This window comes from Embleya scabrispora (genome assembly GCF_002024165.1).
Taxonomy (GTDB): domain Bacteria; phylum Actinomycetota; class Actinomycetes; order Streptomycetales; family Streptomycetaceae; genus Embleya; species Embleya scabrispora_A.
The window spans coordinates 2,385,948-2,411,371 of record NZ_MWQN01000001.1 but is presented as its reverse complement, the minus strand read 5'-3'; the positions used below and the strand labels follow the sequence as shown (position 1 = coordinate 2,411,371).

Genomic DNA, 25,424 nt, shown 5'->3' with positions numbered 1-25,424 from the left:
GAGGAAATGGACGGCATGGACGCGATTTCGGTCATCCGAACGAAGCGGGACCGCGGTGAACTGACGGCGGCTCAGATCGACTGGGTGGTCGATGCGTACACCCGCGGCGAGGTCGCGGACGAGCAGATGTCGGCGCTCGCGATGGCCATCCTGCTCAACGGGATGAACGCGACGGAGATCAACCGCTGGACCGACGCGATGATCGCCTCGGGCGAGCGGATGGACTTCTCGACGCTGTCCCGGCCGACGGCCGACAAGCACTCCACCGGTGGGGTGGGCGACAAGATCACCCTGCCGCTGGCCCCGCTGGTCGCCGCGTGCGGTGTCGCCGTGCCGCAGCTGTCCGGTCGCGGCCTCGGCCACACCGGCGGCACGCTGGACAAGCTGGAGGCCATCCCGGGGTGGCAGGCGGCGCTGTCCAACGACGCGATGTTGCGAGTCCTCGAGGACGTCGGCGCGGTGATCTGCGCGGCGGGCGACGGACTGGCGCCGGCCGACAAGAAGCTGTACGCGCTGCGCGACGTGACCGGCACGGTCGAGGCGATCCCGCTGATCGCCAGCTCGATCATGAGCAAGAAGATCGCCGAGGGCACCGGCGCGCTGGTGCTCGACGTCAAGGTCGGCTCGGGCGCGTTCATGAAGGACCTGGACAACGCGCGCGAACTGGCCCGCACCATGGTCCGGCTGGGCGTGGACCACGGGGTCAAGACGGTCGCGCTGCTGACCGACATGTCCACCCCGTTGGGTCTGACCGCGGGCAACGCCCTCGAAGTCCGCGAATCGGTCGAGGTGCTGGCCGGCGGCGGTCCGGCGGATGTCGTCGAGCTGACCGTGGCGCTGGCCCGGGAGATGCTGGCGGCGGCCGGGCAGACCCGGATCGATCCGGCCGACGCGCTGCGCGACGGCTCGGCGATGGACGTGTGGCGGCGGATGATCGGGGCCCAGGGCGGCGACCCGGACGCCAAGCTGCCGGTGGCGCGCGAGACGCAGGTGGTCACCGCCGCCTCGTCCGGCGTGCTGACCCGGGTCGACGCCTACGCGGTCGGCGTCTCGGCCTGGCGCCTGGGCGCGGGTCGGGCCCGCAAGGAGGAGCAGGTCCAGGCGGGCGCGGGCGTCGAACTGCACGCCAAGCCGGGCGACACGGTGGTCGCCGGTCAGCCCCTGCTGACTCTGCACACCGACACCCCGGAGCGCTTCGAGTACGCGACCGAGATCCTGTCCGACGCGATCACGATCGCCCCGACGGGCACCACGTTCGAGCCGACCCCGATCCTGATCGACCGCATCGGCCCGACGGCCTGACGCTTGGCCACGCACACGCGAGCGGCCCTCGACCCCACCCGGGTCGAGGGCCGCTCGCGTGTGCGCCGGAGATCGGCCCGATCCGCGCCGGAGCGGATCGCGGCGGGTCCTAGAGCAGCCCGAGCAGCACCGAGGCGACGCCGGACACGGCCAGGCCGCCCAGGATCTCCGGCGACCAGTGCACCCGCACCGGACCGGTGGACGCCTTGGCGAACTGCTCGCTCATCCCGCGCAGGTCGTCCACCACCTGGTCGGCGTGCGAGAGCTGGGGCAGGTCGTGCGCGCTGCCGCGGCCGTACGGATCCTCGGCGGCGGCGCGGCCCTGCTGTCGCAGCGCGCGCTTGCGTTCGCGCAGCGAGACCGGGATCGCCCAGATGTGGAAGGACCTGTCGTCCGCGCGCACCTCGATCGAGTATTCGGCGCGCACCCGCTCCACCGCGCCCCACGGCACCACGATGGTGCGGAACGGGTTGCGGATCACCAATTGCTCCGGCCCGACCAGCACCGCCGAGCGCAGCGTGAGCGCGACCACCAGGATCGCGAAGAAGACCACGACGGCGATCGCGAGCCACTTGGTGTCCCCGTCGCCGCGGATCAACGTGTCGATCACCATCCACAGCCCGACGGCGATCAGAAGCACCCCGACGGCCATCGCCGGTCGGGAGCGGTACGTGGTGATGTCCTCGTCGCTGCTCATGACCGGTGATTGTGCCGCACCACGGCGCGCGGGTGTCGATGCCCGGGTATCGAACGCCTCGGCACTTTGCCTCGACCGGACCGCCGGCCCGGACGCTACGCGAGTAGATATGCTCGTCTTGTGAGCATGCCGTCTGCAATTCTCGCCGACCCGGCCGAGGTCACCTCGTCCGAAGCGGCCCTTCGACGCTTCCTGCACGGGCTTCCCGGCGTCGACAGGGTCGGAACCGAAGCGCGGGCAGCGATGCTCGCCACCCGCTCGATCAAGACGGATGCGAAGGTCGCCGCGATCGACCTCGCCATCCGGATGATCGACCTGACCACATTGGAAGGTGCCGACACCCCGGGCAAGGTCCGGTCCCTGTGCGCCAAGGCGCTGCATCCGGACCCGGGCGCCCCCGACACCCCCCGACCCGCCGCGATCTGCGTCTACGGCGATCTGGTCGCCGAGGCCAAGGCGGCGCTCGGCGACTCCGGCGTACACGTCGCCGCGGTCGCCACCGCGTTCCCGTCCGGGCGCGCCTCGCTCGACGTCAAGCTCGCCGACGTGGCCTACGCGGTCGCCGCCGGCGCGGACGAGATCGACATGGTCATCGACCGCGGCGCGTTCCTGGCGGGCCGCTACCGCGACGTCTTCGACGAGATCGTCGCGGTCAAGGCCGCCTGCGCGCGCGACGAGGCCGCGGGCGGTGGCAGCGCCCACCTCAAGGTGATTCTGGAGACCGGTGAACTGTCGACGTACGACAACGTTCGCCGCGCGTCGTGGCTGGCGATGCTCGCGGGCGCCGATTTCATCAAGACGTCCACGGGCAAGGTCGCGGTCAACGCGACACTGCCGGTGACGCTGGTGATGCTCCAGGCGGTCCGCGACTTCCGCGAGGCGACCGGTCGCCAGGTGGGCGTCAAGCCCGCCGGCGGGATCCGCACCACCAAGGACGCGATGAAGTATCTCGTCCTGGTCAACGAGACGGTCGGCTCCGACTGGCTGGACCCCGACTGGTTCCGGCTCGGCGCCTCCAGCCTGCTCAACGACCTCCTGATGCAGCGCCAGAAGCTGGCCACGGGCCGCTACTCCGGCCCCGACTACGTGACGGTGGACTGACAGCCATGGGCAACCCATTCGAGTACGCGCCCGCGCCCGAGTCGCGCGCGATCGTCGACATCGCCCCGGCGTACGGGCTGTTCATCGACGGCGCCTTCGCCGAGGCGACGGACGGCGGCCGGCTGAAGACGGTGAACCCGGCCACCGAGGAGGTGCTGGCCGAGATCGCGGTCGGCGGCGAGGCGGACGTGGACCGCGCGGTCAAGGCCGCGCGCAAGGCGTTCAAGTCGTGGTCGGCGCTGCCCGGCGCGCAGCGCGCCAAGTACCTGTTCCGGATCGCCCGACTGATCCAGGAGCACGCGCGCGAGTTGGCCGTGCTGGAGTCGATCGACAACGGCAAGCCGATCCGCGAGTCGCGCGACGTGGACATCCCGCTGGTCGCGGCGCACTTCTTCCACTACGCGGGCTGGGCGGACAAGCTCGCGCACGCGGGCTTCGGGCCCGACCCGAGGCCGATCGGCGTGGCCGGTCAGGTCATCCCGTGGAACTTCCCGCTGCTGATGCTGGCCTGGAAGGTGGCGCCGGCCCTCGCGGGCGGCAACACCGTGGTGCTCAAGCCGGCCGAGACCACCCCGCTGACCGCGCTGCGCTTCGCCGAGATCTGCGTCGAGGCCGGGCTGCCGAACGGCGTGGTGAACATCGTCACCGGCGCCGGGGAGACCGGGCGCGCGCTGATCGCCCACCCCGACGTGGACAAGGTCGCGTTCACCGGCTCGACCGCCGTGGGCAAGGAGATCGCCCGCACCATCGCGGGCACCCGCAAGCGGGTCACCCTCGAACTGGGCGGCAAGGCCGCGAACATCGTCTACGACGACGCGGCGATCGACTCCGCCGTGGACGGCATCGTCGAGGGCATCTTCTTCAACGGCGGCCAGGTCTGCTGCGCCGGCTCCCGACTGCTCGTGCAGGAGTCGGTGGCCGACGAACTGCTCGCGAGCCTGACCCGGCGGATCAAGACGCTGCGCGTGGGCGACCCGCTGGACAAGAACACCGACGTCGGCGCGATCAACTCGGCCGCGCAGCTCTCCCGCATCCAGGAGTTGGTCGCGGCGGGCGAGGCCGAGGGCGCCGAGCGCTGGTCCCTGGCCGGCGAGCTGCCGGGCAAGGGCTTCTGGTTCCCGCCGACGGTGTTCACCGGCGTCACCCAGGCGCACCGGATCGCCCGGGACGAGATCTTCGGCCCGGTGCTGACCGTACAGACCTTCCGCACTCCCGCCGAGGCCGTGGAGAAGGCCAACAACACCGCGTACGGCCTGTCCGCCGGGGTGTGGACGGAGAAGGGCGCCAAGGCCCTGTGGACCGCGCAGCGGCTGCGGGCGGGCGTCGTGTGGACCAACACGTTCAACAAGTTCGACCCGGCCTCGCCGTTCGGCGGGTACAAGGAGTCGGGCTTCGGCCGCGAGGGTGGCCGCCACGGGCTGGAGGCCTACCTCGATGTCTGAGCGCCTTGAGGTGTTGAAGACCTACAAGCTGTACGTCGGGGGCAAGTTCCCCCGGTCCGAGAGCGGGCGGGTGTACGCGGTGACCGACAGCAAGGGCCGGACCCTGGCCAACGCCCCGCGCGGCAGCCGCAAGGACGCCCGCGACGCGGTGGTCGCCGCGCGCAAGGCGTTCCCGGGCTGGTCGGGCGCCACCGCGTACAACCGGGGCCAGATCCTGTACCGGATCGCCGAGATGCTGGAGGGTCGGCGCGAGCAGTTCGCGACCGAGGTCGCCGCCGCCGAGGGGATCAACCGTACGAAGGCGCTCGCGGCGGTGGACGCGGCCGTGGACCGCTGGGTCTGGTACGCCGGGTGGACCGACAAGCTCGCCCAGGTCGCCGGCGGCGCCAATCCGGTCGCCGGGCCGTTCGCCAACTGGTCGACGCCCGAGCCCACCGGCGTGGTCGCGGTGATCGCCTCGCAGCGCTCCTCGCTGCTCGGCCTGACCAGCGCGGTCGCGCCGGTGATCGCCACGGGCAATACCGCCGTCGTGCTCGCGGCCGGCGCCTCGGCGCTGCCCGCGCTGTCCTTCGCCGAGGTCCTGGCCGTCTCCGACCTGCCCGGCGGGGTGGTCAACATCCTCACCGGGCACCCGGCGGAGATCGCCCCGACGCTCGCGTCCCACCAGGACGTCAACGCGATCGACCTGACCGGCGTCGCGCCGGACGCGGGCGTCGCGTCGGCGCGCGACCTGGAGATCGCGGCGGCGGACAACCTCAAGCGGGTGCTGCGCCCCGGGGCCAAGGAGCCGGACTGGACGGCGGACCCGGGCACCGCGCGCATGCTGGCGTTCACCGAGATCCGCACGGTCTGGCACCCGACCGGACACTGACGCGCGGTTCGCGGACCGGCGGCCCGCGTTCCGAAGGCGCGTGCAGCGGCGGGGCCGTCACCCACGTGGGTGACGGCCCCGCCGTTCGTTTCGTGTCGGGCGCGATCGGCTCTCAGGCGGCGAGCACACTGTCGGCGCGGGTGCCGCCGCCCGTCGCCGGGTCGGCCGAACCGGCCGGACGCCGGGCGAACAACCCGGACAACGTCCACGTGGCCAGGACGCGGGCGATCACGACGACGGCGAAGACGGCGAGCAGAGCGGACATGTGATCAATCCTCGAAAGTGCGTGAGGCACGGTGCCCCTCGACACCGACGCTAGGCCCCCGAAGCCGCCCGCCCCGCCCTCTTGACGCGGCGTCGACGCAGGTGGGGGCGTTCCTGACGGGATCTTGACGCGCGCCGGCGCAGTTCAGCGCAGGGCCAGTTCGGCGATCACCGCGGCGTGGTCGGTGCGCGGCACCCGGTGTTCGGACACCGACACCACGTCGATGCCGCCCGCCACCAACACGTGGTCGATCCCGAACAGCGGCGGCAGCCCGTGGAAGTGGGCCATCGGCCAGGTGCGGGTCAACCCACGCCCGCGCTCCTCGTGCGCGTCCCGCAGCCCGGTGTCGGTCAGCGCGCGGAACGAGGCGTTGTCGAGCGTCGCGTTGAAGTCGCCCAGGAACACCGTCGGCAGGGTGCGGCGCTCCGCCTCGCGGCGCAGCGCGTCCATGTCGTGCGCCCACTTCCCGGCCTGCCCGCGCATCGGCGGGATGGTGTGCACACCCTGGAGCCGGATCCGGTGCCCGTCGATCTCCACGGTGGCGCCGGGCATCGGCATCGTGGTCCGCTCCGGCAACGGCCGCGCGTCGGTCAGCGGACGGCGTGCGTAGATCGCCAGCCCGCTCGCGCCGGGCTCCGCGTGACCGGCGCCGAACGGCAGCTCCCGGGTCAGTCCGGCCCGGTCCAGGGCCGCCGCCGACTCGGGGGTCAACTCCTGCACGGCGAGTACGTCCACCCGCTCGCGGACCACCAGCGCGGTGATCCGCGCCGCGTCGGCGGTGCCGAAGTAGGCGTTGGCGGTCATCACCCGCATCCGGGTGCCGCCCGGAGCGGGTGCGCCGGCCGGGGTCAGGCGCGGCAACATCCACAGGGTGTGGACGACCACCAGGCCCAGCGCGACGAGCAGGGTGATCCGCATCCGCACCAGGGCCGCCCCGAGCAACACGACCACCGAGGCCGCCGCCGCGTAGGGGGCGAACACCGTGACGATCGCGACCGGCCACATCGCGTCGAAGACGAGCAGCCGGGCACCGGTCACCAGCACGGCGCCGGCGAAGAGCAGGCCGACCACACCGCGCCCGAGGGCGCGCAACCGGCGGCGCGACCGCCACAGTCGAGGCGGCGCGGGGATGCCCTCCGCCGGTTCCGTCCCGACTCCGGCGCTCACGCGTCGGTCCGCCCGGGAGCCTGTACGGGCGGCGGGGCCGTCGGTCGCGGAGGCATCGCGGCCGTCCCGCCGGTCGAGCCGGCGTCGACGGCGGTCGTGGCGGCGGTGTGCGCCCCGGTCGCCGGATACTGCCCGGTCGGCGCGGGCCGGCTCGCGACCGGCTGCCCGGCGGCGGTCGCGTCCTGTCCGTACGAGGGCCACTCCTGCGGCGGTAGCGAGCGGCCGCGGGTGACCGTCGGCGGGCTCGGCGCGCCGAGCACCACGATCAGGAAGTAGGCGCACAGCGCGAACAACACGAGCACGCCCACGTTCAGCGCGCTCTGTTCCACCCGCGCCCCGGCCGGGATGTGGGCGAAGCCGCCGCCGTCGTAGGCGAGTGCGCCCAGGGCCGCGGTGAGCCCCACGATCCCCTGTACGGCGAGCACCCCGAGCGCCGTTCGGGTGATCGCCCGAGCGTGCGGCGTGGGCCGTCCGGCATGGGTCACCAGGAGCACCGCGGCGGCGAGCAGCACCGGAGCGAGGGCGTCGAGCAGCGTCGACTGGCCGCCGTAGGCGCGCGCCCGAAAGCCGTCCACGCCCGATCCGACGCCGAACAGGACGCGCAGCGCGTCGACCGCCAACCGCAGTGCCAGAAAACCGACCAGCGCCCATGCCGCCGGCTCCCGCAGACGATCCGTTTCCCGCCGCATCCGAATGCCTCCCCGTGGCCGTGTTCGCGGCTCAGGGTAGACGGGCCTCGGCGCTGCGGCGGGAGAGTGCCCCCGGGGGCGGCGCCCGGCGGCCGACGCGGACGACTCAGAGCTTGTCGAGGGCCTGCTGCACGGTCATGCCCCGGGCCAGGTCGCCGGTGACCATGTCGGAGCCGACCGGCATGTCGCCGACGTCGGTGCCGACGCTGTTGGACAGCGGGTTCAGGCCGCCGCCGTTCATCGGATTGAGTTGCGCGCGCTGTACGACGCCGAGTACCGCCTCGGTCGCGGCGCCGGCACCGGTGCCGGCCGCGGCCACGTCGGGCCGCGACAGCGCCTCGGGCGCGAGGACCGACGCCGTGGCGCTCCCGGCGAGGCCGAACGTGGCGGCGGCGCCGAGGGAGGTCGCGGCGATCACGGTGCGGAGAACGGAGGACATGGGGGTGGCCCTTCCCGGTCGACTGGGGCTTGACCACGCAACGTAGCCACTCGACTACGCCGAACGCAATTCGGCGCCCCGCGCGCCGATGTCCCGGATCCGCATCGAACCCGACGGAAATTCGACGGAACCGTCACAGCCCCATCGCCGTCCCTGCCGATGAGACCGACATGACCGGGGGAGCGAACGGGATCGACCCGGCCGCCGGCCATGTGGACGACGACACGGACAACCGCACGAACGCGGAACAACTGCACAGTGGAAGGACAGCGGCGGGACCGGAAGCCGCACGCGAGCGAGCGACCGCACCCGGCCGGGCACCAAAAGCGCGGAGAAGCGAGAAGAGCGGTGCGCTCAGGCGACCAGCTCGGCGAAGGCCTCGTCCGCGCCGAAGCTCAGCGCGTCGTCTTCGCGCAGTCGGCGCAGCGCGCGCCAGATGCTCGACTTGACCGTGCCGACGCTGCACCCCAGCACCTCGGCCACCTCGGGGTCGGTCCGACCCTCGTAGTAGCGCAGCACCAGCATCGTGCGCTGCGGCTCGGGCAGCTTGGCCAGCGCCCGCCACAACACCGCGCGCAGCTCGGTGTCGCCCATCGAGTCCGAACCGTCCGGACGCTCGGGCAGCTCCTCCGAGGGGTACTCGTTGATCCGGCGCCGCCGCCAGGCGGATATGTGCAGGTTGGTCATCGTCCGCCGCAGGTAGCCGCCGAGCGCGGCCTTGTCCTGGATCCGACCCCACGCCTGGTACGTGCTCATCAGCGCGCTCTGCAACAGGTCCTCGGCCTCGTTGCGGTCACCGGTGAGGTGGTACGCGGTGGCGAACAGCGCCGACCGGCGCTCCCTGACGTACGCCGTGAACTCGTCGTCGACACTCTCCGTGCATACGGCGCTACGCGCGTTCCCGGGCAGCGGGGCGAGGGCGACGACGGTACGACGGTTGTCCTTGCGGATGACCTGCGACTGCGTCCTGGTCTGCATGACTTCTCCCCCGGCTCGGCGCTCGTTCACGATGTACAGACTGCTGGGCGGGCTTCATCGTCAGGTCGGCGAGCTGTCACAGGTATGCAACAGCGACCTCGGGCGGCGAACCGGAAGGGGGCTCCCCGTGTTCTTCCCAGCCGTGACGTCAGACACAATGGCCTGCGTGCCCTACCTGCTGCTTATCGAGGATGACGAGTCCGTACGCACCGGACTCGAACTCGCCCTGGGGCGCCAGGGCCATCGCGTGGTCACCGCGGCCACCGGTGAGGCCGGTCTGGAGCGGTGGCGCGAGCAGCGTCCCGACCTGATCGTGCTCGACGTGATGCTCCCGGGCATCGACGGGTTCGAGGTGTGCCGGCGGATCCGCCGCACCGACTCGCTGCCGATCATCCTGTTGACCGCGCGCAACGACGACATCGACGTGGTGGTCGGCCTGGAGTCCGGCGCCGACGACTACGTGGTCAAGCCCGTGCAGCCGCGGGTGCTGGACGCCCGGATCCGCGCGGTGCTGCGCCGCGGCGAGCGCGAGGTGTCCGACGCGTCGGTGTTCGGCGACCTGGTCGTCGATCGCAACGCGATGACGGTGACCAAGGCCGGCGAGGAGCTTCAGCTCACCCCGACCGAGCTGCGCCTGCTGGTCGAGCTGAGTCGGCGCCCGGGCCAGGCACTGTCCCGCCAGCAACTGCTTCGCCTGGTGTGGGAGCACGACTACCTCGGTGACTCGCGCCTGGTCGACGCGTGCGTGCAGCGGCTGCGCGCCAAGGTGGAGCAGACCCCGTCCGCGCCGACGCTCATCCGCACTGTCCGAGGCGTCGGTTACCGCCTCGATCCGCCCCAGTGACGGCCCGTCCGCCCCTCGTCCGCAGGTTCGTCCGACGGGTCGCCCCGACCCTGAAGCTGCGTTCGTTGCGATTTCGGGTGCTCGTCGCGTTCGCGCTGGTCGCGCTGATCGCGGCGGTGGCCGCCTCCGGCATCGCCTACTGGCTGACCCGCAACGCCGTGCTGGAGCGCGCGCAGGACTCGGTACTGACCGAGTTCCGGGACAACCTCGGCCGGGTCTCGGCCGGACTGCGGGAGAATCCGGACCAGGCCGACCTGGGGCCCGCCGTGGACCAGATGCGGGAGAGCAGCTTCGGCTACTCGGTGGTCCTGGTCGGTGCCGACGGTCGCCCGGTCGCCTCCAACCCCTCCCGCTTCCCGCTGGAGCGGGTACCCGCCAAGCTTCAGCGCACCGTGCAGACCGCCGACGACAACGGCGGCTTCCACATGTACTTCCAGCGGATCGACATCGACGGACAGCCGTATCTGGTCGGCGGCACCCGGGTGGTGCCCAACGGCCCCACCGGCTACATGTTCAAGTCGCTCAAGGACGAACAGGCCGACCTCAACTCGCTGGCCCGCTACCTGATCGTGGGCACCCTGCTCGCGCTCGGCGCGGCGGCGGTGGTCGCGCTGTTCGCCGCCCGGCACATCCTGCGCCCGGTGCGCCGACTCGGCTTCGCCGCGCGCGAGTTGGGCGCGGGGCGCCTGGACACCCGGCTCGACGTGCGCGGTTCGGACGAACTCGCCGACCTGTCCCGGACCTTCAACGACGCCGCGGAGAAGCTGGAGCGCAGCGTCGCCGAACTGCGCGCCCTGGAGTCCTCCTCGCGCCGCTTCGTCGCCGACGTCTCCCACGAGCTGCGCACCCCGCTCGCGGCGATGACCGCGGTCAGCGAACTGCTCGAGGAGGAGGCGGACAGCCTCGGCGAGCAGGGCGCGCCGGCCGCGCGCCTGGTGGTCGCCGAGATCGAACGCCTCGCCACACTGGTCGAGGACCTGATGGAGGTCTCCCGCTTCGACGCGGGCACCGCCGCGCTGGTGGCCGACGAGGTGGACATCACCGACCTGGTCACCGCGTGCCTGGACGCGCGGGCCTGGATGGACGCGGTGGACCTGCGGGCCCCGCGCGGCATCCTGGCCCGGGTGGACCCGCGCCGACTGGACGTGATGGTCTCCAACCTGGTCGGCAACGCGCTGCGACACGGCGGCTCCCCGGTGACCGTGGAGATCCACCGCGAGCCGCGCCTCGCGGTGCCCGGCCTGATCGACTCGCCGATCGAGGAGGACCTGGTGATCGACGTCTCCGACACCGGTCCGGGCATCCCCGAGGACGTACTGCCGCACGTGTTCGACCGCTTCTACAAGGCCGACAGCTCGCGGGCCCGCTCCGAGGGCAGCGGTCTGGGCCTGTCCATCGTGATGGAGAACGCGCGCATCCACGGCGGGACCGCGTTCGCGTCGAACATGCCCGGCGGTGGGGCGAAGTTCACACTGCGCCTGCCGCTGGTGCCGCCGCAGCTCGAAGAGATAATCGACCCGGACGAGGGTGTCGAGGACGACGGGGTGCATGCCGACCTCGAAGCCGAGGACGCCGAACACAGCGGTCGTACCGCTCGGGCCGAACGGGCCGACGCGGATCTCGGTGATGTCTCGTCCGGTGGCAGGGACGAGCGAGGAGGCGTGCGTTGAGATCCGGGCGGCGGCTTCCGATCGCGATCCTCGCGACCACCGGCGTGCTCGCCGCGCTCACCTCCTGCGGGATCCGACCGACCGAGGGGCCGGTCGGCGCCGGGAAGCCGGCCAACCGGACCGCGCCGTCCGTACAGAACCAGCTGCCGGGCTCGGAGCGGCACATCGTGTATCTGGTGAAGGACAACCGGCTCCAGGCCCTGCCCAGGGCCGGCCGGCTCCAGCTGCGACCGAGCGAGGCGGTCCCGGACCGGCCGCGCACCGATCAGGTCAACCAGCTCCTGGAGGAACTGCATCTGGGCCCCAACGACGCCGAGGCGCTGGACGGGTACACCACCGCGCTGCCGGCCGGCGGCCTGGTCGCGGCGGATCGGCGCGAGGGCGATCCGCCGACCCTGTTCCGGCTGGACGCGCCGCTGGCCGCGCTGGCCACCATCGCGCTCGGCCAGGTGGTCTGCACGCTGCAGAGCGCGTCCGGGGGCAACACGGTGCTGCTCGCGGGCAGACGCACCGCGCCCGAGCAGTACCGGTGCGAGAGCTATCTCGACATCAGCCGCAAGAGCACGGCGGCCCCGACGATCGGCACCAAGCCCAGCGGCCCGCCGTCGGCGTTCGAGAAGGACTGGCCGCAGGGCGCCCGCCCCTCCGGGAAGACCCTTACTCCCCAGGGCGGATGACCGGCCGGGTCCTGCGGCGGATGTGCCCGGGCCGGGACCGGCCTACCTTCGAAGGACGGCGACGTTCCCGACGTCGCCGGATCGAGGAGGACCGTCATGAGCACCATCACCGCTCCCAGGCTCGCCCGCCCGCGCCACGGCCGCCGGATCGCCGGCGTCTGTGCCGGCATCGCCCGCCGTTGGGGCTGGTCGCCCACCACCGTGCGGGTGGCATTCCTGCTCTCCTGCCTGCTGCCGGGTCCGCAGTTCCTGCTCTACATCGCGCTGTGGATCCTGCTTCCCGAGGACTGAGCCCACCGGGACGCCGCCCGCCCCGGTCGTGCCGGCGCCTATCATCCGATCAACGGAAGGTCGGGCAGGTCGATCGGGCGGTCCGATGGGACCGAGAGGCTCCGGGCCGGGCGCTCGGTCGGGGGGCGGGGACATGCAACCGGGTACTACACACAACAAGAACCTCATCGTCACCGTGTCGGTGTTCGCCGGCGTGCTGGTCACGCTGGTGGGCCTGGTGCTGAGCGGCACCCTGGCGGTCGAGGCCGGGCGCACGCAGGCGATGAACTCCAGGCAGTACAGCGACAGCGACGTCGAGGACACCCGGGGCTTCTGGGACAAGGACCGGCAGGACGAGGCCAAGCCGCGCGGCGCGGAGATCACGCCGGGTCAGCCGGCACCGCAGCTGCCCGACCGGGAAGAGCAGAGCCCCGCCGCGGACTACCGGCAACCGCCGACCATCGAGGCGCGCCGGGTGTCCTCGCCGTACACCCGGCCCGAGGTGGCGATACGCGGCAAGATCTTCTTCCGGACGCCCGAGGGCGTCGCCGAGTGCAGCGGCACCGTGGTGCACCACCCGAGCGGCAACATGGTGTGGACGGCGGCGCACTGCCTGCACGGCGGGCGCGACGGGGACTTCTACGACCGGGTCACCTTCGTCCCCGGGTACAACGGCGCGGGCCGCACCCAGGCCGAGCGCGAACCGTACGGGCGGTGGCCGGCGCGGCGCACCACGGTGAGCAACCACTGGGCGCAGAACGCGGATCCGAACGGCAAGGACGCGAGCGCGTCGCCGTACGACTACGGCGCCTTCATCGTCGACTCGCGCGGGGGCAGGACCCTGGAGGACGCGGTGGGGCCCGGGGCGGACGTGTACTGGAACGCTCCCCGGCATCTTCGCGTGCAGTCGTTCGGCTATCCGGGTGACACCCCCTATGACGGCACCGCGCTCTACACGTGCTCGTCGCCCACCACGGACTTCCGCGAGGACGGCTGGCCGCAGCCGGACATGTTGTGGATGGGCTGCACGATGACCGGGGGGTCCTCCGGTGGCGGCTGGTTCACCGAGGTGGACGGGCGGTTGCGGCTGGTCAGCAACGTCTCGCTCGGGGTGACCACCCCCGGGTCGCGGACGATGACCGGGCCCTATCTGGGTGATGTGGCGAAGGACATGTACGACTCGCTGTAGCGGCGGCGCGGTGGGGCCGACCGTCGCCGCCGCCCGGATATGACGATGCCGTGTCCTCGCGCAGGATCGATACGCGATGGACACGGCTCGTGCGACGGCGGGATTCGACGGGTTCCCCGGCGACGACCCGGCTCGGCGGCGAAGGCGAACCCGGTGCGGTGACCTACAGCGGCAGGCTCGACAGCGGCGAGGTGCCGCCCGCGCCGGTCAGCTTGTCGGTGGGCAGGGCGTTGAGCGGCGAGCCCAGACCGCCCTTGCCCGGGCCGCTCTGCGCCGCCATGTCGCCCATGTTCTGCTCCATGTCGCGGGCCATGCTGTTCGCCACGCCGCCCGCCACGCCGCTCGCCACGCCGTCGAGGGGGACATGGCCCGGGGTGAGCGCCTGGCCGACGGGAAGCCTGTCGGTGACCTGGGTCAGCGGGAACGGCGCGGCGGCGTCCGGCATGGCCGCCTGCGCGGTGGAAGCGGCCGGAGCCAACTCGTCGACCAGGTCGGTCACGGCCGTGGCGCTCGCGGAACCCGCCGCGCCGGCGGCGATTGCCGCGCCGAGCCCGGCCGTGACGGCCGCCTTACGCGTTACCGATCGCATGTGCATCCTCGGTTTCTCGATTCGGGCGGGGCGGGATACACCCCGTAACGAAGTGAGACCGCAAGGTAGCGAACCGGATGCGGAATGCGCAAAACGCCCCCTTCGCGACGGGCCGGGCCGTTCGTCCCGAGCCGGCGAGGTCCGGGGCGCGCCCGCGAGGCGGGTGGGCGGGCGCGCCCGGGCGGTTCAGCTCCGGCCGAACAGCCATTCCGACCTGAGCGCGGCGTAACCCGGCTTGATCACCCCGTTGATCATGGCGAGGCGTTCGTCGAAGGGCAGGAACGCGCTCTTCATCGCATTGACCGTGAACCATTGCAGGTCGTCCAGGCCGTAGCCGAACGCCTCGACCAGGTGCTCGAACTCCCGGGTCATCGACGTGCCGCTCATGAGGCGGTTGTCGGTGTTGACCGTGACCCGGAAATACAACCGGCGCAGTAGGCCGATCGGGTGTTCCGCGTACGACGAGGCGGCGCCGGTCTGCAGGTTCGAGGTCGGGCACATCTCCAGCGGGATGCGCTTGTCGCGCACGTACGCCGCGAGTCGGCCCAACTCGACGCTGCCGTCGTCCTTGACCGTGATGTCGTCGATGATCCGCACGCCGTGGCCGAGCCGGTCCGCGCCGCACCACTGGAGCGCCTGCCAGATCGACGGCAGGCCGAACGCCTCGCCGGCGTGGATCGTGAAGTGGTTGTTCTCGCGCTTGAGGTATTCGAACGCGTCCAGGTGGCGCGTGGGCGGGAAGCCCGCCTCGGCCCCGGCGATGTCGAAGCCGACCACGCCCAGGTCGCGGTGCCGGTTGGCGAGTTCGGCGATCTCCAGCGAGCGGGCCGCGTGCCGCATCGCGGTGAGCAGCGCGCCGACCTTGATCCGGTTGCCGGCCGCCGCCGCGCGGCGCTCGCCCTCGCGAAAGCCCTCGTCGACCGCCTCGACGACCTGGTCCAGGGTCAGGCCCGCTTCCAGGTGCTGCTCGGGGGCGTAGCGGATCTCGGCGTAGACCACGCCGTCGGCGGCCAGGTCCTCGGCGCATTCGGCGGCGACCCGGAACAGGCCCTCGCGGGTCTGCATCACCGCCACGGTGTGGTCGAAGGTCTCCAGGTAGCGCTCCAGCGAACCGGAGTCGGCCGCCTCGCGGAACCAGGTGCCGAGGGCGTCGGGGTCGGTGGTGGGCAGGCGGTCGTAGCCGACGGCCGCCGCGAGTTCGATGATCGTGGCGGGACGCAGCCCACCGTCTAGGTGGTCGTGGAGCAGGACTTTGGGGGCACGCCGGATCTGTTCGACCGTGGGCGAGACAGCGGGCGTGTTCGGGTGACTGCTGGACATGAAAGGACTTTACTGCCTACGCGCGTAGATCATGTGTCGGCCGCGTGAAGATTCGGCCATGTGCGCGCGAGCGATGCCCGATCGGCGCCCGCGACCACGATCCACTCCCCGAAACGGCCTGCGCAGGGGCGTGTCGCGGGACCCGAACTCCCGCGCGGGACTCAGTCGTTGGCCGGATCCGGGTGCAGCAGCCGACCCCGGCGGCCGAGCACGAATTCGCGGAACAGCCGTACCGGCGCGGTCTCCGGACGGCTCGGCATCCAGGCCAGCCCGATGGTGCGGAAGGCGCGCGGCGCGGTGACGGTCAGATCCACCGTGCCCGGGCGCGGGGTGTCGGGCGCGGGCAGCAGGGCCACCCCGAGCCCCGCCGCGACCAGGCCGCGCAGGGTCTCCGTCTCCTCGCCCTCGAACGCGACCTTGGGGACGAATCCCGCCTGGGCGAACAGCGCGTCGGTGATCCGGCGCAGGCCGTAGCCGGGTTCCATGCAGACGAACACGTCCTCGGCCGCCTCGGCCAACCGCACCCGCCGCCGGCCGGCGAGCCGATGGTCGGCCGGCACCACCAGGTAGAGCCGCTGGTCGTCCAACGCGCGCACGGCCAGGTCGGGCGCGTCCGGCAGCGGCGCGGTCAGGCACAGGTCGAGTTCGCCCGCCCGCATCCGCTCCAGCATCACCGACGCCGACGCCTGGACCAGTTGGAAGCGGATGCCGGGGTGGTCCACCCGGAACGCGCGCAGCAGTTCGGGCACCGCCTCGGGGCCCATCGTGTGCAGGAACCCGAAGGCGACCTTGCCGCGCGCCTCGCCCGCGTCCTCGATCACCTCGTCGAGGCCGCGTTCGAGCAGGGCCAGTGCCTGCTCCACATATCCGAGCAGGGTGTGGCCCTGCCGGGTGAGCGCCACGCCGCGCCCGGTCCGGCCCAGCAGCGGCACGCCCACGTCGGCCTCCAGTCGGGCCATCGTGCGGCTGAGGGTGGGCTGCGGGATGCCCATCCCGGCCGCCGCCCGGGTGATGTGCTCCTCCCGTGCGACCGCCGCGAACTGGGTCAGGAGCGGCGCGATGGCCGCGACGACCTCGGAAACCTCCGCCGACCTGCTGTCATACGGCATGGCATGGATTCTCGCCGAAACATGCATTGGACGCATGAAACGACGCGGTCTAGCTTCGTGGACATGCCTGCCTCGAACACCGCTTCGGACCCCGCCCCAACCCCCGCCCCGACATCCGAGCCCACCCGGCACGCGCGCGGCTCGCGCGGGTACCGCAGGGTCAACCTGGCGCTGTTCGCCGCAGGCTTCTCCACCTTCGCGATGTTGTACGCGACGCAGACGCTGCTGCCGGAGTTGTCGGCCCGCTTCGACCTGGACCCGGCCACGGCGAGCCTGTCGGTCTCGGTGACCACCGGCGCGCTCGCGCTCGCGGTGATCCCGGTGAGCATGGTCTCCGAGCGGTGGGGCCGCTCGCGGGTGATGACCGTCTCGGTGTTCGCCGCCGCGCTGCTGGGCGTCCTGGCCGCGTTCGCCCCGGACTTCGCCACCCTGGTCGTGCTGCGCGCGGTGCAGGGCGTGGCGCTGGCGGGGCTGCCCGCGACCGCGATGGCGTACCTCGCCGAGGAGGTCGACCGGCCCTCGCTCGGCTCGGCCATGGGGTTGTACGTGGCGGGCAACAGCATCGGCGGCATGGGCGGCCGGTTGGTCACCGGCCTGGCCTCGGACCTGGGCGGTTGGCGGATCGCGCTGGTGGTGGTGGGCCTGTTGGCGCTCGGCTCGGCGATCGCCTTCCGGGTGCTGCTCCCGGCGTCGCGCAACTTCACCCCGTCGACGATGTCCGCGGCTCGGCTCACCGGCGTGCTGCGGTCGCACCTGGCGGATCCGGTGCTGCGCCGGTTGTACCTGCTCGGCATGATCTTCATGGCCGCCTTCGGCACGGTCTACAACTACCTCGGATACCGGCTCCTCGCCGAGCCGTTCGCGCTGCCGCAGACGGTGGTCGGCGCGATCTTCGTGATCTACCTGGCGGGCACGTTCAGTTCGGCCGCGTCGGGGCGGCTGGTCGGTCGGCTCGGGCACCGGGTCACGTTGTGGACGGCGGCGGCGATCACCGCGACGGGGGCGTTGCTGACCCTTCCGGACAACCTGGCCCTGGTCGTGGTCGGTCTCATCGTGCTCACGGCGGGATTCTTCGCGGGCCACTCGGCGGCCAGTTCGGCGGTCGGACTGCGGGCCCGCGAGGGCCGCGCGCAGGCGTCCGCGCTCTATCTGGCGGCCTACTACCTCGGCGCGAGCGTGGGCGGGCCGGTCGGCGGGGTCGCCTTCCACGGGCAGGGCTGGACCGGCGCGGTACTGCTCGTGCTGGTGCTGATGGCCGCCGCGGGCGTGGTGGCGGCAGGGCTGAGCGGCCGGCCGGTGAGGAGCCCGAGCCCGGCCCCGGCACGGGCGCGCCGGCCGCACGCCCACGCGCGCTCGGCGGCCTGACCCGACCCGCGGTGACCCGGTGACCCGGTGACCCGGTGATTCAGTAGCCCTGGGCCGCCTTGCGTTCGGCGACCTCGATCCTGGCCCGTTCGATCTCGTTGATGTGCGTCTCGGTCCACTCGCGCAGCGCGCGGATCGGCTCGCCCAGACTGCGGCCGAGGTCGGTCAACGCGTAGTCCACCCGGGGCGGGATGGTCGGGGTCACCGTGCGCAGGACGAAACCGTCCGTTTCCAGGCCGCGCAGGGTCTGGGTGAGCATCTTCTGCGACACCCCCTCGATCCGGCGGCTCAACTCCGTGTAGCGCATGGGTCCGTCGCGCAGGACGTCCACGATCAGCACCGTCCACTTGCCGGCGATGTGGTCCAGGACCTGACGTGTGGCGCACTTGGCGCTGTAGACGTCGGCGGGGAGGCCGACCGATTCGACGATGGTCACCATGGTCGGAGAGTAGCGCACCAATTAGTGCCTACTTCCTGTTGGAGAGTGGCGCACCCAAAATCGTGTCCATGAGCACCCACACCATCGACGACCGGGTCCGCGGCGACGACAACACCGTGGACACTCCCGCGCCGAGCCCCGCGACCTCGGTCGCCGAGGCCATCCGCACCCGCCGCACCATCCGGCACTACCGGCCCGAACCGGTCCCGGCCGACCTGCTCGACACCCTGCTCGAACTGGCCGTCGAGGCGCCGACGAGTTGGAACCTCCAGGACCGCTCGATCGTGGTGGTGTCCGACGACGCCGAGGCGCGTGCGGGTCTGATCGCGGCCACCGGCGGCCAACCGCAGGCGCACGAGGCGCCGGTTCTGCTGGTGTTCGTCGCCGAGTCGCAGGCCTGGCGCGAGGACCGCGCCGACGTCTACGAGCAGGCGCACCGCGCCGGCGCGTGGAACGACGAGTTCGTGGCGATGTTCGCGGCCGAGTCCGAGCGGTTCCAGCAAGGTCTGGCCGCGCGCGGGATGTTGCGCGAGTACGCGATCAAGGACGCGATGATCGCCGCCACCTACGTGCTGCTCGCCGCGACCGAACTGGGCCTGGCCACCTCGCCGATGAACGGCTGGGACGAGGACTCGGTCAAGCGGGCGATCGGCGTCGGTGACCGCGACGACCTGGCGGTCGCGCTGGTCGTCGCGGTCGGCTACCCGACCGAGGAGCGCCGCCACCCGGGGCGGCGCCCGATCGAGCGCAACGTCTTCCGGGGCCGCTACGGCACCCGTGACCGGGGTCAGCGGTCGCGGCGGCGCCGGACCAGCCGGCCGGTGCCGAACAGCACGAGCAGGGCACCGACTCCGAGCAGGGCGGCGCCCGCGATCGGAGCGGACCACGAGCCGCCGAGGTCCGGGCCGCCGCCGACACCGGTGTCCGGCGTGAGGGTGTGCATGAGGGCACTCGCGGCGTCCGAGCCGAACGCGTACGCCAGGCCCGCGACGAGCACCGGCAGTAGCAGGACGCCGCCGACGAAGCTCGTCAGCGCGGGGATCGACCGCCCGGCCATCGCCCACCGCAAGACCTGCCGCGGGCGGTGCGTGCCGGGTGCGGAAAAGCGGAACGGGGTGCTCATGACGACCTCTCGGGAACGGGTTCTGCCGACGTATCCACCATCCGCCGGCGGACCCCTCGCGCACATCCGTCCCCAGGGCCAGTCCAAACCCGTACGCAAGTACTACCCGACCCCGGGCGGGTCCGGGTCGGGGTGGACATGCGTGGGGCGGGACGGCCGACCGGCCACCCCGCCCCACACGTGTCCACCGGCCCGTTCGGCCCGGGAATCGAGCAAACGCCCGCGCTCAGATGCCCAGCGTCGTGGCCAGGTCGCGCTTCAGGGCCGCCAACGCCGCGTCCGCCGCCGCGCGGGCGGCCGCCACGCCGATCGTGGCGATCCGCTTCGGGTCGACCACGACCTCGAGATACGCCTTGAGTTTGGGTTCGGTCCCGGACGGGCGGACCACCACCCGACCCGCCAGCAGGTCCGCGCCGTCCCCGGCCAGTGTGTAGCGCAGGCCGTCGGTCGCCGGCAGGTCGGCGGCCGGCGGGTTCAGCAGGTCGTCGACGCCGGCCACGGCGAGGCCGCCGAGCGTGTGCGGCGGCTCGGTACGCAGGCGGCGCATCGCGTCGGCGATCAGGTCGAGGCGGTCCACCCGCACCGAATACTGGTCGGTCGCGTACAGGCCGTAGCGGGTGGCGATCCCGTCCAGCAGCGCGGGCAGCGTGCGGCCGTCCCGCTTGGCGCCCGCCGCGAGTTCGGCCAGCATCAGCGCGGCGGTGACGCCGTCCTTGTCGCACACGCCGGCCGGGTCGACGCAGTAGCCCAGCGCCTCCTCGTACGCGAACGCCAGGTTCGGCACCCGTGCCAGCCACTTGAAGCCGGTCAGCGTCTCGGTGTACGCGATGCCGTTGTCCCGGGCGATCGCGCCGAGCAGCGACGAGGACACGATGGTCGTGGCCAACACGCCGTCGGTGCCCCGGCGGGCCACCTCGGCGCCGAGCAGCGCGCCGACCTCGTCGCCGCGCAACATCCGCCAGCCGCCCGCCGCGGCCGGGTCCGGAACCGCCACCGCGCACCGGTCGGCGTCCGGGTCGTTGGCGATCACCAGGTCGGCGTCCTCGGCGAGCGCGGTGCGAAACGCCAGGTCCATCGCCCCGGGCTCCTCCGGGTTGGGGAACGCCACGGTCGGGAAGTCCGGGTCCGGGTCCGCCTGTTCGGGCACCGGACGGACGTCGGCGAAGCCCGCGCGGTCGAACGCGCCGAGCATCACGGTGGTGCCCACGCCGTGCATCGCGGTGTGCACGATCCGCACGTCGCGCGGCCCGGCCGCCTCGACCACGGACACCGCGCGGTCGAGGTAGGAGTCGATCACCGCCTCGCTCAGCGTCTCCCACCCGTCCTCGGCGAGCGGTACGTCGGCCAGTGAGCGCACCGCGGCGATGCGCGCGGCGATCTCCGCGTCGGCGGGCGGCACGATCTGCGACCCGTCGCCGAGGTAGACCTTGTAGCCGTTGTCGCGCGGCGGGTTGTGGCTGGCGGTGACCATCACGCCGGCGACGCAGCCCAGGTGCCGGATCGCGTAGGCGAGCACCGGGGTGGGCAGCGGCCGGGGCAGCACCAGCGCGTGCAGCCCGGCGGCCTCCATGACGGCGGCGGTGTCCCGGGCGAACACGTCGGACTTGTGCCGCGCGTCGAACCCGATCACCACCGCGTTGCGGGTCGCGGCGGGCGCGGCGGTGTCGGTGACGTACACGCTCTTGAGGTATTCGGCCAGACCGGCCGCCGCGCGGATGACCACGGCGCGGTTCATCCGGTTGGGCCCGGCGCCCAATTCGCCGCGCAGCCCGGCGGTGCCGAACTGGAGCAGGCCGGCGAAGCGGTCGGCGAGCGCCTCCCGGTCGTCCGAATCGAGCAACGCTTCGAGCTCGGCCCGGGTGTCCGGGTCCGGGTCCTCGGCCAGCCAGGCGCGCGCGATCTCGATGACGTCGCTCAACACGGACTCCTCGGTGCGGAAGGGATCGGGAGGGGATCGGGAAGGGTCCGCGCGGGCCGGCGGACCCACACGCTCAGATGCGCGGCAGGACCTGGGTGAGCAGGCGGCCCATACGCTCGGCGGACGCGCGTCCGGCGGCCAGGACCTCTTCGTGGTTGAGCGGTTCGCCGGTCATGCCGGCGGCCAGGTTGGTGACCAGGGAGATGCCCAGGACCTCGGCGCCGGCCTCGCGCGCGGCGATCGCCTCGATCGTGGTGGACATGCCGACGAGGTGCCCGCCGATCGCGCGGACCATGCCGATCTCGGCCGGGGTCTCGTAGTGCGGGCCGGGGAACTGCACGTACACGCCCTCTTCGAGGTCGGGCTCGACCTCGCGACACAACGCGCGTAGCCGCGGCGAGTAGAGGTCCGTCAGATCGACGAAGTTGGCGCCGACGATGGGCGACGCGGCGGTGAGGTTGATGTGGTCGCTGATCAGTACGGGCTGACCGGGCACGAACGACGGGCGCAGGCCGCCGCAGCCGTTGGTCAGTACGACGGCCTTGCAGCCGGCGGCGACCGCGGTGCGCACGCCGTGGGCGACCGAGGCGACGCCCCGGCCCTCGTAGAGGTGGGTGCGGCCGAGGAACACCAGCGCGCGCCGGTCGCCGATGACCAGCGAGCGGACCGTGCCGGCGTGGCCCTCGACGGCGGGCGGCGGGAAGCCGGGCAGCGCGGTGACCGGGAACTCGTGTTCCGGCTCGCCCAGCATGTCGGCGGCGGGCACCCAGCCAGAGCCCATGACGAGCGCGATGTCGTGCGTCGCGGCACCGGTGATCCGCTGCAGGCTTTCGGCGGCCTCGGCGGCGGCCGTGTACGGGTCGTGGCTATCCAATACGTTCACATCGACGAGCGTAAATGCTGCACCTGTGAACGGCGCGGCCGGGGTCTATGCGCGTAGAAGACTGTGATACGACCGCAATGACAGCGGGGGAAGACTCGTACGGATACGAGACGATACGTCCGTTCAGGCGACACGGGACACGGTACGCGGTGGGCGAGGTGGCCCGGATCGTGCGCGGTGCCTCAGTCCCGATCGGCGACCGGCCGCGGCTCGGCCGCGGGGAGCCTCAGCGCGGCGGTCCAGGCCGCCTTGAGCGAGGCCGCCTTCGCGTCGAAGTCCGGATCGCGCAGGACGCGACCGGTCCGGGGGGCGGGCAGGCGTACGGCACGCCCGTCGATCAGGAGCAGTCGCACCTCGCGCGAACCCCGGCAGCGCTCCTCGCGCATGGCCGTGATCTCGCGCCACGCGTATCGCGCGACGCCGACGCGACGCACGTCCACGCCGTACGCGTCCACGGTGACCCGGCCCAGTGCCCGCAGAAGCAGCCGGACACAGTAGTAGAGCGCGACCACGATCGTGATGCCCCACGCGGGCCGGACGGCGAAGGCGCAGGCGACGGCCGCCAGTGCGCCGGCGCCGAGCAGCACGGAGGCGACCCGCTGCCGAGGGCTCGGACCGATGCGCACGCTCGACACGCTCGGGCTCCTTCGGGCGGACACGCCACAGGGCCGCGTCGGGGTCTAGGAGCAGGGGCGGTTGCGGAGTTCCTTGACGTAGTCGTCGGGGGCGCCGGCCGACTCCGCGGACTCGGCGACCATGCCGAGGTAGCGTGCCGAGGGCAGGCCGCCCTCGTAGTCGTTGAGTACGTACAGCCAGGCGAGTTGTTCGCCGAACAGCGACTCCACCCGGACCCGGACCTTGCGGTACAGGCCGAGCGGCATGCCCTCCCAGCGGTCGAGGTCGGGCTCGTCCATCTCGGCCAGGTCGTAGAGCGCGACGAACACCTGGGACAACTCGTCCTCGACGACCGTGGCCAGCGATCCGTCCCACCCCAACTGCTCGCCGCCGAAGGTCAGCCGCCAGCCGGGCAGCCAACCGGTGTGGCGCAGAGGTGAGTGCGGGGCACGCCGGGCCATCTGCCGCGCGTCGAGGTTGCTTGCGTACGCGGCGTAGAGGGGCATGGCCGCAGCCTACGCGACGCGCGGTCATGGGAGAGAATGACACCCGTGACTCGGATTGTGATCGTAGGCGGAGGACCCGGCGGATACGAAGCGGCTTTGGTCGCGGCACAGCTCGGAGCCGAGGTGACGGTGGTAGAGCGGGAAGGCGTGGGTGGTGCGGCGGTACTGACGGACTGTGTCCCGTCCAAGACGCTGATCGCCACGGCCGAGGTCATGACGAACTTCGCCGACTCGCATCACGAGCTCGGCATCTACGTCGACGACGGCACCCCCGGCACGCTGGACCGCCCGATCGTGGGCGTGGACCTGGGCGTGGTCAACCGGCGTGTGCTGCAGCTGGCCAAGGCGCAGTCGAACGACATCGCGCAGGGCGTCACGCGCGCCGGCGTACGGGTGCTGCGCGGCACTGCCCGCCTCGACGGGCCGCGCCGCGTGGTGGCCGACCTGGCCGACGGCGGCGAGCGCACGCTGGAGGCGGACGCGATCCTGATCGCCACCGGCGCCCACCCGCGCGAGATCCCGGGCGCCGAGCCGGACGGCGAGCGGATCCTGAACTGGAAGCAGATGTACGGCCTGTCGGAGCTGCCGCGCGAGCTGATCGTGGTCGGCTCCGGCGTCACCGGCGCCGAGTTCGCCGGCGCGTACCAGGCCCTGGGCTCCAAGGTGACCCTCGTCTCCAGCCGCGACCGGGTGCTCCCGGGCGAGGACCCGGACGCGGCCGAGGTGCTGGAGGGCGTGTTCCGCCGGCGCGGTATGCGGGTGATGTCCCGCTCGCGCGCGGAGAGCGTCAAGCGCGACGGCGACAGCGTAATCGTCACCCTGACCGACGGGCAGATCGTCGAGGGCAGCCACTGCCTGGTCGCGGTCGGCGCGATCCCGAACACCGCGGGCATCGGTCTGGAGGAGGCCGGCGTCTTCCTCAAGGACACCGGACACGTGCGCGTCGACCGGGTCTCGCGGACCACGGCCAACGGGGTCTACTCGGCGGGCGACTGCACCGGTGTGTTCGCGCTCGCCTCGGTGGCCGCGATGCAGGGTCGGATCGCGATGTACCACATGCTGGGCGACGCGGTGGCACCGCTGAACCTCAAGGCCGTGTCCTCGAACGTGTTCACCGACCCCGAGATCGCCACGGTCGGATACACCCAGGCCGCGATCGACGCGGGCGAGATGGACGCGCGCGGAGTGAAGCTGCCGCTGTCGCGCAACCCGCGCGCGAAGATGCAGGGCATCCACGACGGTTTCGTGAAGCTGTTCTGCCGCCCCGGCACCGGGATCGTGGTCGGCGGCGTGATCGTGGCGCCGCGCGCGAGCGAGTTGATCCACACCGTCGCGCTCGCGGTGGACCTGCACCTGACCGTCGACCAGATCGCCAGCGCATTCACGGTCTACCCGTCGCTTTCGGGGTCGATCGCCGAGGCCGCCCGGCAATTGCACCGGCGCGAGCGCTCCTGACCCGGTCTGCGCCGAATCCGCGGAACCCGCAAAATCTGTCGAACCGCCCCGAGAGGTCGGGCCGATCACTATCGGCGCGGTACACCTCGGGTGGCCCCCGAGTTCAAGATCGGTAACTCGGGGGCGTGGCCTCCGGCGCACGGGGGGCGCGCGGAATTCGGATTCCACGCTCCCGGGTACTCCACTTACGGGTGGCTTTTCTCGAACATCCGATGTGCGTCGTGATCGCCGCGCATACTCGAATCGGACCGGGTGTGATCGCCGCCTCGCGGTGTGTTCGCCATGCGTCGAGTCCGGCTGACGCGCCGTCAAAATCTGTATGGGGCAGCAAAATCTCTGTACATCAGCGCTATCCGACGCCCGGTGAACAGCGTTATGGTTGGCCCTCCCGAACGCTGTGGCTTCGCTGCGCCCGGAAACCGAAGCACTCTTATCACTTCGATGAACAAGTTCGGGTAAGAGTCGCAACCGGCTGATAAGAGCCGGTCGTTCACGTTACCT

The 25,424-nt window shown here is 72.1% G+C and carries 26 protein-coding genes and 1 pseudogene; 12 read left to right on the top strand and 15 right to left on the bottom strand.

Annotation, left to right across the window (positions count from 1 at the left end; genetic code table 11):
- Window positions 1–15: 15 nt before the first annotated feature.
- Window positions 16–1,302, top strand: coding sequence for a thymidine phosphorylase (locus B4N89_RS10465; RefSeq protein WP_078979258.1), 1,287 nt, complete (start codon window positions 16–18; stop codon window positions 1,300–1,302).
- Between the two features lie 109 nt (window positions 1,303–1,411).
- Here B4N89_RS10465 and B4N89_RS10460 read toward each other — a convergent pair whose 3' ends face one another.
- A complete protein-coding gene (locus B4N89_RS10460) occupies window positions 1,412–1,999 on the bottom strand; it encodes a PH domain-containing protein (protein WP_078975613.1) in 588 nt (195 codons plus the stop codon).
- A 126-nt stretch (window positions 2,000–2,125) separates the two neighbouring features.
- Between B4N89_RS10460 and deoC the strand changes: the two genes are divergently transcribed.
- The 3 genes from deoC to B4N89_RS10445 are packed head-to-tail and all read left to right on the top strand — an operon-like array spanning window position 2,126 to window position 5,413.
- Entirely contained in the window at window positions 2,126–3,100 is a 975-nt protein-coding gene (deoC, locus tag B4N89_RS10455; protein WP_078975612.1) for a deoxyribose-phosphate aldolase, read from the top strand.
- Window positions 3,101–3,105: 5 nt separating this feature from the next.
- Window positions 3,106–4,542 carry an aldehyde dehydrogenase family protein gene (locus B4N89_RS10450; protein ID WP_078975611.1) on the top strand — a complete coding sequence of 479 codons (1,437 nt, stop codon included), beginning with the start codon at window positions 3,106–3,108 and terminating at the stop codon, window positions 4,540–4,542.
- Complete coding sequence (locus tag B4N89_RS10445) at window positions 4,535–5,413, top strand: aldehyde dehydrogenase family protein (RefSeq protein WP_078979257.1); 879 nt, start codon at window positions 4,535–4,537, stop codon at window positions 5,411–5,413. The genes B4N89_RS10450 and B4N89_RS10445 overlap by 8 nt, the downstream gene beginning before the upstream one ends.
- A 112-nt stretch (window positions 5,414–5,525) precedes the next feature.
- On the opposite strand, the gene B4N89_RS49730 is transcribed toward B4N89_RS10445, so the two are convergent.
- The 5 genes from B4N89_RS49730 to B4N89_RS10430 all read right to left on the bottom strand — a co-directional run bounded on the left by B4N89_RS49730 (window position 5,526) and on the right by B4N89_RS10430 (window position 8,951).
- Window positions 5,526–5,678, bottom strand: coding sequence for a hypothetical protein (locus B4N89_RS49730; protein ID WP_161500686.1), 153 nt, complete (start codon window positions 5,676–5,678; stop codon window positions 5,526–5,528).
- 144 nt (window positions 5,679–5,822) lie between these two features.
- Entirely contained in the window at window positions 5,823–6,845 is a 1,023-nt protein-coding gene (locus B4N89_RS48935) for an endonuclease/exonuclease/phosphatase family protein (RefSeq protein WP_143657922.1), read from the bottom strand.
- A complete protein-coding gene (locus B4N89_RS48930) occupies window positions 6,842–7,534 on the bottom strand; it encodes a hypothetical protein (protein WP_143657921.1) in 693 nt (230 codons plus the stop codon). The genes B4N89_RS48935 and B4N89_RS48930 overlap by 4 nt, the downstream gene beginning before the upstream one ends.
- A 106-nt stretch (window positions 7,535–7,640) precedes the next feature.
- The gene (locus B4N89_RS10435; protein ID WP_078975609.1) at window positions 7,641–7,973 is read right to left on the bottom strand and encodes a hypothetical protein; all 333 of its coding nucleotides are present in this window, start codon (window positions 7,971–7,973) and stop codon (window positions 7,641–7,643) included.
- 354 nt (window positions 7,974–8,327) lie between these two features.
- Complete coding sequence (locus B4N89_RS10430; protein WP_078975608.1) at window positions 8,328–8,951, bottom strand: SigE family RNA polymerase sigma factor; 624 nt, start codon at window positions 8,949–8,951, stop codon at window positions 8,328–8,330.
- A 166-nt stretch (window positions 8,952–9,117) separates the two neighbouring features.
- Here B4N89_RS10430 and B4N89_RS10425 point away from each other — a divergent pair, with 166 nt between their 5' ends.
- From B4N89_RS10425 to B4N89_RS10405, 5 genes are all read left to right on the top strand, one after another.
- Window positions 9,118–9,795 carry a response regulator transcription factor gene (locus B4N89_RS10425; RefSeq protein ID WP_174861367.1) on the top strand — a complete coding sequence of 226 codons (678 nt, stop codon included), beginning with the start codon at window positions 9,118–9,120 and terminating at the stop codon, window positions 9,793–9,795.
- A gap of 56 nt (window positions 9,796–9,851) precedes the next feature.
- Window positions 9,852–11,465 (top strand): HAMP domain-containing sensor histidine kinase, encoded by a 1,614-nt coding sequence (locus tag B4N89_RS10420; protein WP_321170722.1) that lies wholly within the window; start codon window positions 9,852–9,854, stop codon window positions 11,463–11,465.
- Complete coding sequence (locus tag B4N89_RS10415; protein ID WP_078975606.1) at window positions 11,462–12,142, top strand: hypothetical protein; 681 nt, start codon at window positions 11,462–11,464, stop codon at window positions 12,140–12,142. The genes B4N89_RS10420 and B4N89_RS10415 overlap by 4 nt, the downstream gene beginning before the upstream one ends.
- A 96-nt stretch (window positions 12,143–12,238) precedes the next feature.
- Entirely contained in the window at window positions 12,239–12,433 is a 195-nt protein-coding gene (locus tag B4N89_RS10410) for a PspC domain-containing protein (protein ID WP_078975605.1), read from the top strand.
- A gap of 133 nt (window positions 12,434–12,566) precedes the next feature.
- Complete coding sequence (locus tag B4N89_RS10405) at window positions 12,567–13,601, top strand: trypsin-like serine peptidase (RefSeq protein WP_078975604.1); 1,035 nt, start codon at window positions 12,567–12,569, stop codon at window positions 13,599–13,601.
- A gap of 163 nt (window positions 13,602–13,764) precedes the next feature.
- Here B4N89_RS10405 and B4N89_RS10400 read toward each other — a convergent pair whose 3' ends face one another.
- The 3 genes from B4N89_RS10400 to B4N89_RS10385 form a co-directional block, all read right to left on the bottom strand.
- Entirely contained in the window at window positions 13,765–14,190 is a 426-nt protein-coding gene (locus tag B4N89_RS10400; protein ID WP_101897046.1) for a hypothetical protein, read from the bottom strand.
- Window positions 14,191–14,376: 186 nt separating this feature from the next.
- Window positions 14,377–15,510, bottom strand: coding sequence for an adenosine deaminase (locus B4N89_RS10390; protein WP_078975601.1), 1,134 nt, complete (start codon window positions 15,508–15,510; stop codon window positions 14,377–14,379).
- A 161-nt stretch (window positions 15,511–15,671) separates the two neighbouring features.
- Window positions 15,672–16,619, bottom strand: a complete 948-nt coding sequence (locus B4N89_RS10385; RefSeq protein WP_078975600.1) for a LysR family transcriptional regulator — start codon at window positions 16,617–16,619, stop codon at window positions 15,672–15,674.
- Window positions 16,620–16,682: 63 nt separating this feature from the next.
- Here B4N89_RS10385 and B4N89_RS10380 point away from each other — a divergent pair, with 63 nt between their 5' ends.
- Window positions 16,683–17,984: an MFS transporter gene (locus B4N89_RS10380; protein WP_078979256.1), complete on the top strand. Its 1,302-nt coding sequence runs from the start codon at window positions 16,683–16,685 to the stop codon at window positions 17,982–17,984.
- Window positions 17,985–18,024: 40 nt separating this feature from the next.
- Here the strand turns inward: B4N89_RS10380 and B4N89_RS10375 are convergent, their stop codons facing one another.
- Window positions 18,025–18,423: a winged helix-turn-helix transcriptional regulator gene (locus tag B4N89_RS10375; RefSeq protein ID WP_078975599.1), complete on the bottom strand. Its 399-nt coding sequence runs from the start codon at window positions 18,421–18,423 to the stop codon at window positions 18,025–18,027.
- A gap of 68 nt (window positions 18,424–18,491) precedes the next feature.
- Here B4N89_RS10375 and B4N89_RS10370 point away from each other — a divergent pair.
- Window positions 18,492–19,067 (top strand): annotated as a pseudogene (locus B4N89_RS10370) (nitroreductase family protein); the annotation flags it as partial.
- 143 nt (window positions 19,068–19,210) lie between these two features.
- Here the strand turns inward: B4N89_RS10370 and B4N89_RS10365 are convergent.
- From B4N89_RS10365 to B4N89_RS10345, 5 genes are all read right to left on the bottom strand, one after another.
- Window positions 19,211–19,546 (bottom strand): hypothetical protein, encoded by a 336-nt coding sequence (locus B4N89_RS10365; protein ID WP_078975598.1) that lies wholly within the window; start codon window positions 19,544–19,546, stop codon window positions 19,211–19,213.
- A 226-nt stretch (window positions 19,547–19,772) separates the two neighbouring features.
- Window positions 19,773–21,467, bottom strand: a complete 1,695-nt coding sequence (locus B4N89_RS10360; RefSeq protein ID WP_078975597.1) for a phospho-sugar mutase — start codon at window positions 21,465–21,467, stop codon at window positions 19,773–19,775.
- A gap of 70 nt (window positions 21,468–21,537) precedes the next feature.
- The gene (locus B4N89_RS10355; RefSeq protein WP_078975596.1) at window positions 21,538–22,347 is read right to left on the bottom strand and encodes a purine-nucleoside phosphorylase; all 810 of its coding nucleotides are present in this window, start codon (window positions 22,345–22,347) and stop codon (window positions 21,538–21,540) included.
- Window positions 22,348–22,529: 182 nt separating this feature from the next.
- Window positions 22,530–22,982: a hypothetical protein gene (locus B4N89_RS10350; RefSeq protein ID WP_143657920.1), complete on the bottom strand. Its 453-nt coding sequence runs from the start codon at window positions 22,980–22,982 to the stop codon at window positions 22,530–22,532.
- A 45-nt stretch (window positions 22,983–23,027) separates the two neighbouring features.
- On the bottom strand, window positions 23,028–23,468 hold the full coding sequence (locus B4N89_RS10345) for a gamma-glutamylcyclotransferase (protein ID WP_020552649.1): 441 nt from the start codon (window positions 23,466–23,468) through the stop codon (window positions 23,028–23,030).
- A gap of 36 nt (window positions 23,469–23,504) precedes the next feature.
- Here B4N89_RS10345 and B4N89_RS10340 point away from each other — a divergent pair, with 36 nt between their 5' ends.
- Window positions 23,505–24,923 carry an NAD(P)H-quinone dehydrogenase gene (locus B4N89_RS10340; RefSeq protein ID WP_078975594.1) on the top strand — a complete coding sequence of 473 codons (1,419 nt, stop codon included), beginning with the start codon at window positions 23,505–23,507 and terminating at the stop codon, window positions 24,921–24,923.
- Window positions 24,924–25,424: the final 501 nt, after the last annotated feature.

Excerpts from the sequence above, each read along its gene's own strand:
- B4N89_RS10365 (WP_078975598.1), bottom strand. The coding sequence starts at position 19,546 with ATGAGCACCCCGTTCCGCTTTTCCGCACCCGGCACGCACCGCCCGCGG.
- B4N89_RS49730 (WP_161500686.1), bottom strand. The coding sequence starts at position 5,678 with ATGTCCGCTCTGCTCGCCGTCTTCGCCGTCGTCGTGATCGCCCGCGTC.
- B4N89_RS10435 (WP_078975609.1), bottom strand. The coding sequence starts at position 7,973 with ATGTCCTCCGTTCTCCGCACCGTGATCGCCGCGACCTCCCTCGGCGCC.
- B4N89_RS48930 (WP_143657921.1), bottom strand. The coding sequence starts at position 7,534 with ATGCGGCGGGAAACGGATCGTCTGCGGGAGCCGGCGGCATGGGCGCTG.
- B4N89_RS10400 (WP_101897046.1), bottom strand. The coding sequence starts at position 14,190 with ATGCGATCGGTAACGCGTAAGGCGGCCGTCACGGCCGGGCTCGGCGCG.
- B4N89_RS10465 (WP_078979258.1), top strand. The coding sequence starts at position 16 with ATGGACGCGATTTCGGTCATCCGAACGAAGCGGGACCGCGGTGAACTG.
- B4N89_RS10375 (WP_078975599.1), bottom strand. The coding sequence starts at position 18,423 with ATGGTGACCATCGTCGAATCGGTCGGCCTCCCCGCCGACGTCTACAGC.
- B4N89_RS10405 (WP_078975604.1), top strand. The coding sequence starts at position 12,567 with ATGCAACCGGGTACTACACACAACAAGAACCTCATCGTCACCGTGTCG.
- B4N89_RS10450 (WP_078975611.1), top strand. The coding sequence starts at position 3,106 with ATGGGCAACCCATTCGAGTACGCGCCCGCGCCCGAGTCGCGCGCGATC.
- B4N89_RS10460 (WP_078975613.1), bottom strand. The coding sequence starts at position 1,999 with ATGAGCAGCGACGAGGACATCACCACGTACCGCTCCCGACCGGCGATG.
- B4N89_RS10380 (WP_078979256.1), top strand. The coding sequence starts at position 16,683 with ATGCCTGCCTCGAACACCGCTTCGGACCCCGCCCCAACCCCCGCCCCG.
- deoC (WP_078975612.1), top strand. The coding sequence starts at position 2,126 with ATGCCGTCTGCAATTCTCGCCGACCCGGCCGAGGTCACCTCGTCCGAA.
- B4N89_RS10430 (WP_078975608.1), bottom strand. The coding sequence starts at position 8,951 with ATGCAGACCAGGACGCAGTCGCAGGTCATCCGCAAGGACAACCGTCGT.
- B4N89_RS10385 (WP_078975600.1), bottom strand. The coding sequence starts at position 16,619 with ATGCCGTATGACAGCAGGTCGGCGGAGGTTTCCGAGGTCGTCGCGGCC.
- B4N89_RS10445 (WP_078979257.1), top strand. The coding sequence starts at position 4,535 with ATGTCTGAGCGCCTTGAGGTGTTGAAGACCTACAAGCTGTACGTCGGG.
- B4N89_RS10410 (WP_078975605.1), top strand. The coding sequence starts at position 12,239 with ATGAGCACCATCACCGCTCCCAGGCTCGCCCGCCCGCGCCACGGCCGC.
- B4N89_RS10390 (WP_078975601.1), bottom strand. The coding sequence starts at position 15,510 with ATGTCCAGCAGTCACCCGAACACGCCCGCTGTCTCGCCCACGGTCGAA.
- B4N89_RS10340 (WP_078975594.1), top strand. The coding sequence starts at position 23,505 with ATGACACCCGTGACTCGGATTGTGATCGTAGGCGGAGGACCCGGCGGA.
- B4N89_RS10345 (WP_020552649.1), bottom strand. The coding sequence starts at position 23,468 with ATGCCCCTCTACGCCGCGTACGCAAGCAACCTCGACGCGCGGCAGATG.